The following is a 4536-nucleotide window of genomic DNA, read 5'->3' on the forward strand; positions in this document are numbered from 1 at the left end:
CCGGCTGCGGCTCAACCGCCTCCCACACCATGAGGTAGCGGACGCTATTGAAACCCCACTCGCGGAGCGCCATCACCTCGTCCTTGCTCGTCCACGGCATGAAGGGAAAAGACTTGGCGGAGCCCGACAGGTTGACCCCGTGGAGCATGAGCACCCGCCCCTGTTCATCCGCCACCCACCGACCCTCGGTGCGCGCGAAGGCGCGCGTGGCCCCTTCCGAGGCCTCACCGAAGGCCACAGCGGCGAGCAGCGGGGAGCCCACGAGAAGCACGCACATGAATAGCTCCAGCAACCGACGGCATCTGATCGTCATTGTAGTCACCACCGCGGTGCAGCGTATGCAGTCTCGACGTGTATTCCGTGAGCCATTTGCTCCTACCTCTTGGCCTGGGGCGGACTAGCGCGCTGGGGACTCTCGACGGACCCGCGCCGACGGGCTATACTGCCTCGGTGCGCAGGTGATAACGCGTTGGGGAGGTTGAGATGAAGAGAGTCCTGTTGCCGGCCATAGGCGTGGCAGTCCTGGCGGCCGGTCCGTCCCGTGGTGACACGCCTCCCCACTTCGGCTTGAACCGGCAGACCGGGGCGGTCTCCGTCGTCGCCGCGGGGCGAACGATCCTGCGCGACGCCCGGCCGACGATCAAGAGCGCCGGCGCGGTCACGGCCGCCGGCCGGCTGGTTTCCGTCTCCGAGCGCTCAGTGACCGTGCGCGGTTTGGGCGCGGGAATCGCAAAGCAGGCCCTGTACCGCAGTGAGTTAGGCGACGTCACCTTGAGCCTAACGCAGTACCAAGGCAAGCCATACCTCACGGCGCAGGCGTCGTTCACGGCGAACAGGGCGCTGGCCCTGGAGGAGATCCGCCCCCTCGACACCGGCGCCGAGGGGGCGCTGGAGTTCGCGCGACCGTCGGGCATGCGCATCCTGGAGAACGGCCACGATCTGTGGCTGGAGGAGGACGTTCGCCTGCTCGGCGGCGACACGGTGTCGAACAGCAACTGGAACCACGCGCTCTACGACGTCGAGAGCGGCAAGGCCGTTGTCGCGGGCTTTCTCAGCCACGAGCACGCCGTGGGCTTGGTGCGGACGCGCCCCGCAGGTGACTGGCTGTCGTGGGCGGCGGCGAGCGTGTATGACCCGCCGAAGCAGTTGGCCGCCGGCGAGCGGCTGACCGGTGAGCTGCTTTACCTGGACTTCTCCACCGGCGATCCCTTTGCGGCCCTGGAGGGCTTCGCCGCAGCCCAGGCCGCCGTGCTCGGCATCAAGCCCTGGCCTGTGGAGGATCTCCAGGCGCACTGGGATTCCTGGAACACGCGGTATCACACCGACATCTCGCTCGACAACATGATGGAGAACGCGCGGTTCGTGGCCAAGTACCTGAAGCCCTACAGCATGCGCTGGTTCGCCATCGATGACGGATATCAGCGAATGCTGGGGGACTGGGAGGCGAACGAGCGGTGGCCGGGAGGAATGAAAGCCTTCGCCGACCAGGTGCACGCGCTCGGGCTCAAGGTTGCGATATGGATTGCCCCGTTCGTGGCGCACGTGGACTCGCCGGTAATGAAGGAGCGCCCGGAATGGGCGCTGCCGACGCTAGGCCTCATTGAGGTGCCCTCGGAGTGGCAGGTGCTCGATACGAGCCGGCCCGATGTCCAGCGCTACGTCGAGGAGCTGTGCCGACGGTACACCGAGGACTGGGGTTTCGACTCGTTCAACGAGATCGACTACGTGTATTACGAGCTGCTCGGCAAGGAATACGCGGTGCCCATGACGCGGTCCGAGGCATATCGCGCCGGGCTGGAGGCGATCAAGCGCGGCAGCAAGCCGGGGACGTTCATACACGGGTTCAGCATCCTGGGGCTCGGCGCGGGCGTCTGTCACGGCACGCGGACGGGCGAAGACACGGGACCCCAATGGCAAGCGGGCGCGCGCTGGTGCTGGGGGCCGAAGAACCAGGCCGCGATGTCCGCGCGGCGGTACTACCTCAATCATCGGGTGTACGTGCTCGACCCCGATGCTTTCTACTTCCCCCACCCCGCTACCGTGAAGCGATGGGGCGTGCCGGAGACTATCTCGCTGGACACGACGAAGGCGTGGGCGACGTTGGTGGCGATGACTGGGGGCATGGTCAAAGTCGGGGCTGCGTTTGTGGATCTGAATCCGGGCGAATTGGCGATCGTGCGGAAAGTGCTACCGCCAAGCGGTGTCTCCGCGCGGCCGCTGGACCTTTTCCACCGGCAGTACCCTCGATTGTGGCAGCTCAAGGCGGCCGCGCAGGAACCGTGGCAGGTGCTGGCTGTGTTCGACTGGGATGAACCCCGGGAAAGCGGGCCGTTGACGCTGTGCGAGGAGATCGGGCTTGAAGCCGGGCGGGAATACGTTGCCTATGACTTCTGGGGCGCGCGCGCGTTCACGTTCCGAGGCCCGCTGGAGGTGCACCCGCCCCGGCGCGCGTGTACGCTTCTCGCCGTCCATCCCGTCCTCGGCCGCCCGCAGTATCTCTCCACCGATCGGCACGTCACCCAAGGCGCGGTGACCCTGCGGCATGAGCGCTGGGACGCAGCGACGAGCACTCTTTCCGGCGCCATGGAAGCTAACCCGAACACGCTGCAATCGCTCGTCTTCTTCGTGCCACAGACTGCGGGTGGAAACGGACGCGACGGGCAAGCCGGCCATCCCGCGACGGTGGATTTCGCCGGCGCGCGGGTCATCGGCGCCGGCTTCGCGCCCGTCGCTCGGCAAGGCGCAGCGGGCAATGGCGGGACTGCGTGGACCGTCAGGCTTCGCGTGACGGCGCCGGAGATCAGCTGGCGGCTGACGTTCCCGCGCTCGGCGGCGGCCGCTTGGTCAGCCTCTCGTCGGCTCGGGAAGTAGCCTCTCCAGGAAGCGGATATCGCGCGGACGGATGGCGAGTTCCTGGAAGGTGTCGCGCGGGACCGGCGTGCCGCCGGTAATGCCGTGGATGTCGCTCGCCGGGACCAGATCCACCCCTTCATCGCGCAAGATGCGGTACACCGCGCGCAGTCGGTCGTAGTAGGCGAACAGGTTGCGCGATGTGATGCGCGACTGCGTCTCCATGTTGACCTCGAGCGGCACGCCGCCGTCGCGAAATGCCTGCGCGACGGCAAGGATGTCCATCTCGAACAGCGCGTTCGCCTCGGCGATGAGGTCGGCGTCTCCGTCGAGCGGCGACAATTGCGCGGCCCAGGGGGCAATGCCCTGCTTGACGACCTGGGCGTTGACCGTCGCTCGGAACGGGTGAGCGACGAACGCCGGTATGCCGGTGCGTTCGACGAGCGCGCCGCATTCGCGGGCGGTGGCGATCAGCGTTCGCGTCAAGCTGCCCGGCCCCTCGAGGGCGTACGGTTCGAAGATGATGTAGTCGAAACGCGAGAGATGTTCGTCGGTGAGGTCTGAAACGGCTCCCGCGCCGAACTCCGGCGCGAAGAAGACGGTGAGCTGTGGCCATCGAGCGCGGGCCTGAATGACATCTTCATGGAAAGCCAGGAAGCCTTCGTGGCTGCGCGGGTACGGTTCCGGGCGCTTGGGCTCGCCGCCGTAGAGGTAGCGGCCGAAATGATCGGTGACCCCGATGATGACGCGGCCGGTGAGTGCCGCGTACTCCAGGTAGTCATCGAGCGAGCAGCCGTCCGAGCGTTCCGTGCCGGCGTGGTAGTGAAGGTCTATGTTGTGGATCTCGAGTGAGTCGAGAGAGACCTTCGCTCGTGTCGCAGCGTCATCCACAGATGATTCCCTTGCAGCGTCCCGGGGTCGGACGCGGGCATGGTGGCCGATTCACCGCTGATCCGGGCCGGGAAAGCGCAAGCGCCGGTTGGATAGATCGCGATACACCTCCGGCCGGCGATGCCGCCCAGGGCCGCCGCTGCCCGCTTGCGCGAGGTCAATGTTCGCCAGCACGACCTCGTCAGGCCCGTGAGCCCGTGCGACGATCTCGCCCTTCGGCGAGATAATCAGGCAGTCCTTGGGATGCGAGAAGATGACCCAGACGCCGTTCTCGTAAGCGCGGGTGCGCATCATGATGTCGTTGGTTTCGCCGTGCATTCCGGCGGATGGATTAAGGACCAGTTTCGCGCCGCGCAGGGCCAGCAGGCGAGCCGTTTCCGGCAGTTGGCGGTCGAAGCAGATCATGATGCCGATGGGGCCGGACTCGGTATCGAAGACGGGGAAGTCGTCGCCCCGCGTGTTGAGCGGTTCCGCGCCCATGTCGTGCACCTTCCTGAAGACGCCGATCACCTCACCGCGCCGCCCGATAAGCGCAGCCGAGTTGTACATGCGCGGGCCGGTGCGTTCCGCGAACCCGGCGCAGAGACCAACGCGGAGTTCCGCACACAGGCCGCGCATCTTACGAACGTACGGCCCCCGGCGAACCGACTCTCCGATGCTGCGGTACTTCGCGCGCGTTAGACCCTTTTCCTGAACGATATAGCCCTCCAGGAACCCCTCGGGCGCGCAGACCAGCTCCGCCCCGGCGGCAGCCGCGTCGCGCACCATGCGCTCGGCTTTTGCCCAGTTGGCTTC

4 protein-coding genes are annotated in these 4536 nt (G+C 66.6%); 1 reads left to right on the forward strand and 3 read right to left on the reverse strand.

The features are described 5' to 3' along the window. The coding region (locus tag JSV65_17655) for a hypothetical protein (protein ID UCH34328.1) at positions 1-313 on the reverse strand (313 nt) is incomplete at its 3' end. A gap of 170 nt (positions 314-483) precedes the next feature. Here JSV65_17655 and JSV65_17660 point away from each other — a divergent pair. Then, complete coding sequence (locus JSV65_17660; GenBank protein ID UCH34329.1) at positions 484-2871, forward strand: alpha-galactosidase; 2388 nt, start codon at positions 484-486, stop codon at positions 2869-2871. On the opposite strand, the gene JSV65_17665 is transcribed toward JSV65_17660, so the two are convergent. Continuing rightward, the gene (locus JSV65_17665; GenBank protein ID UCH34330.1) at positions 2845-3741 is read right to left on the reverse strand and encodes a hypothetical protein; all 897 of its coding nucleotides are present in this window, start codon (positions 3739-3741) and stop codon (positions 2845-2847) included. The genes JSV65_17660 and JSV65_17665 overlap by 27 nt on opposite strands. A gap of 51 nt (positions 3742-3792) precedes the next feature. Continuing rightward, positions 3793-4536 (reverse strand): carbon-nitrogen hydrolase family protein (locus JSV65_17670; protein UCH34331.1); only part of this gene is annotated, 744 nt, incomplete at its 5' end.

The organism is Armatimonadota bacterium (assembly GCA_020354555.1).
In the GTDB taxonomy this organism is placed as follows: Bacteria; Armatimonadota; Hebobacteria.

What these genes read in the sequence shown, in the direction of transcription:
- JSV65_17660 (UCH34329.1), top strand. Translation starts at nt 484, where the DNA reads ATGAAGAGAGTCCTGTTGCCGGCCATAGGCGTGGCAGTCCTGGCGGCC.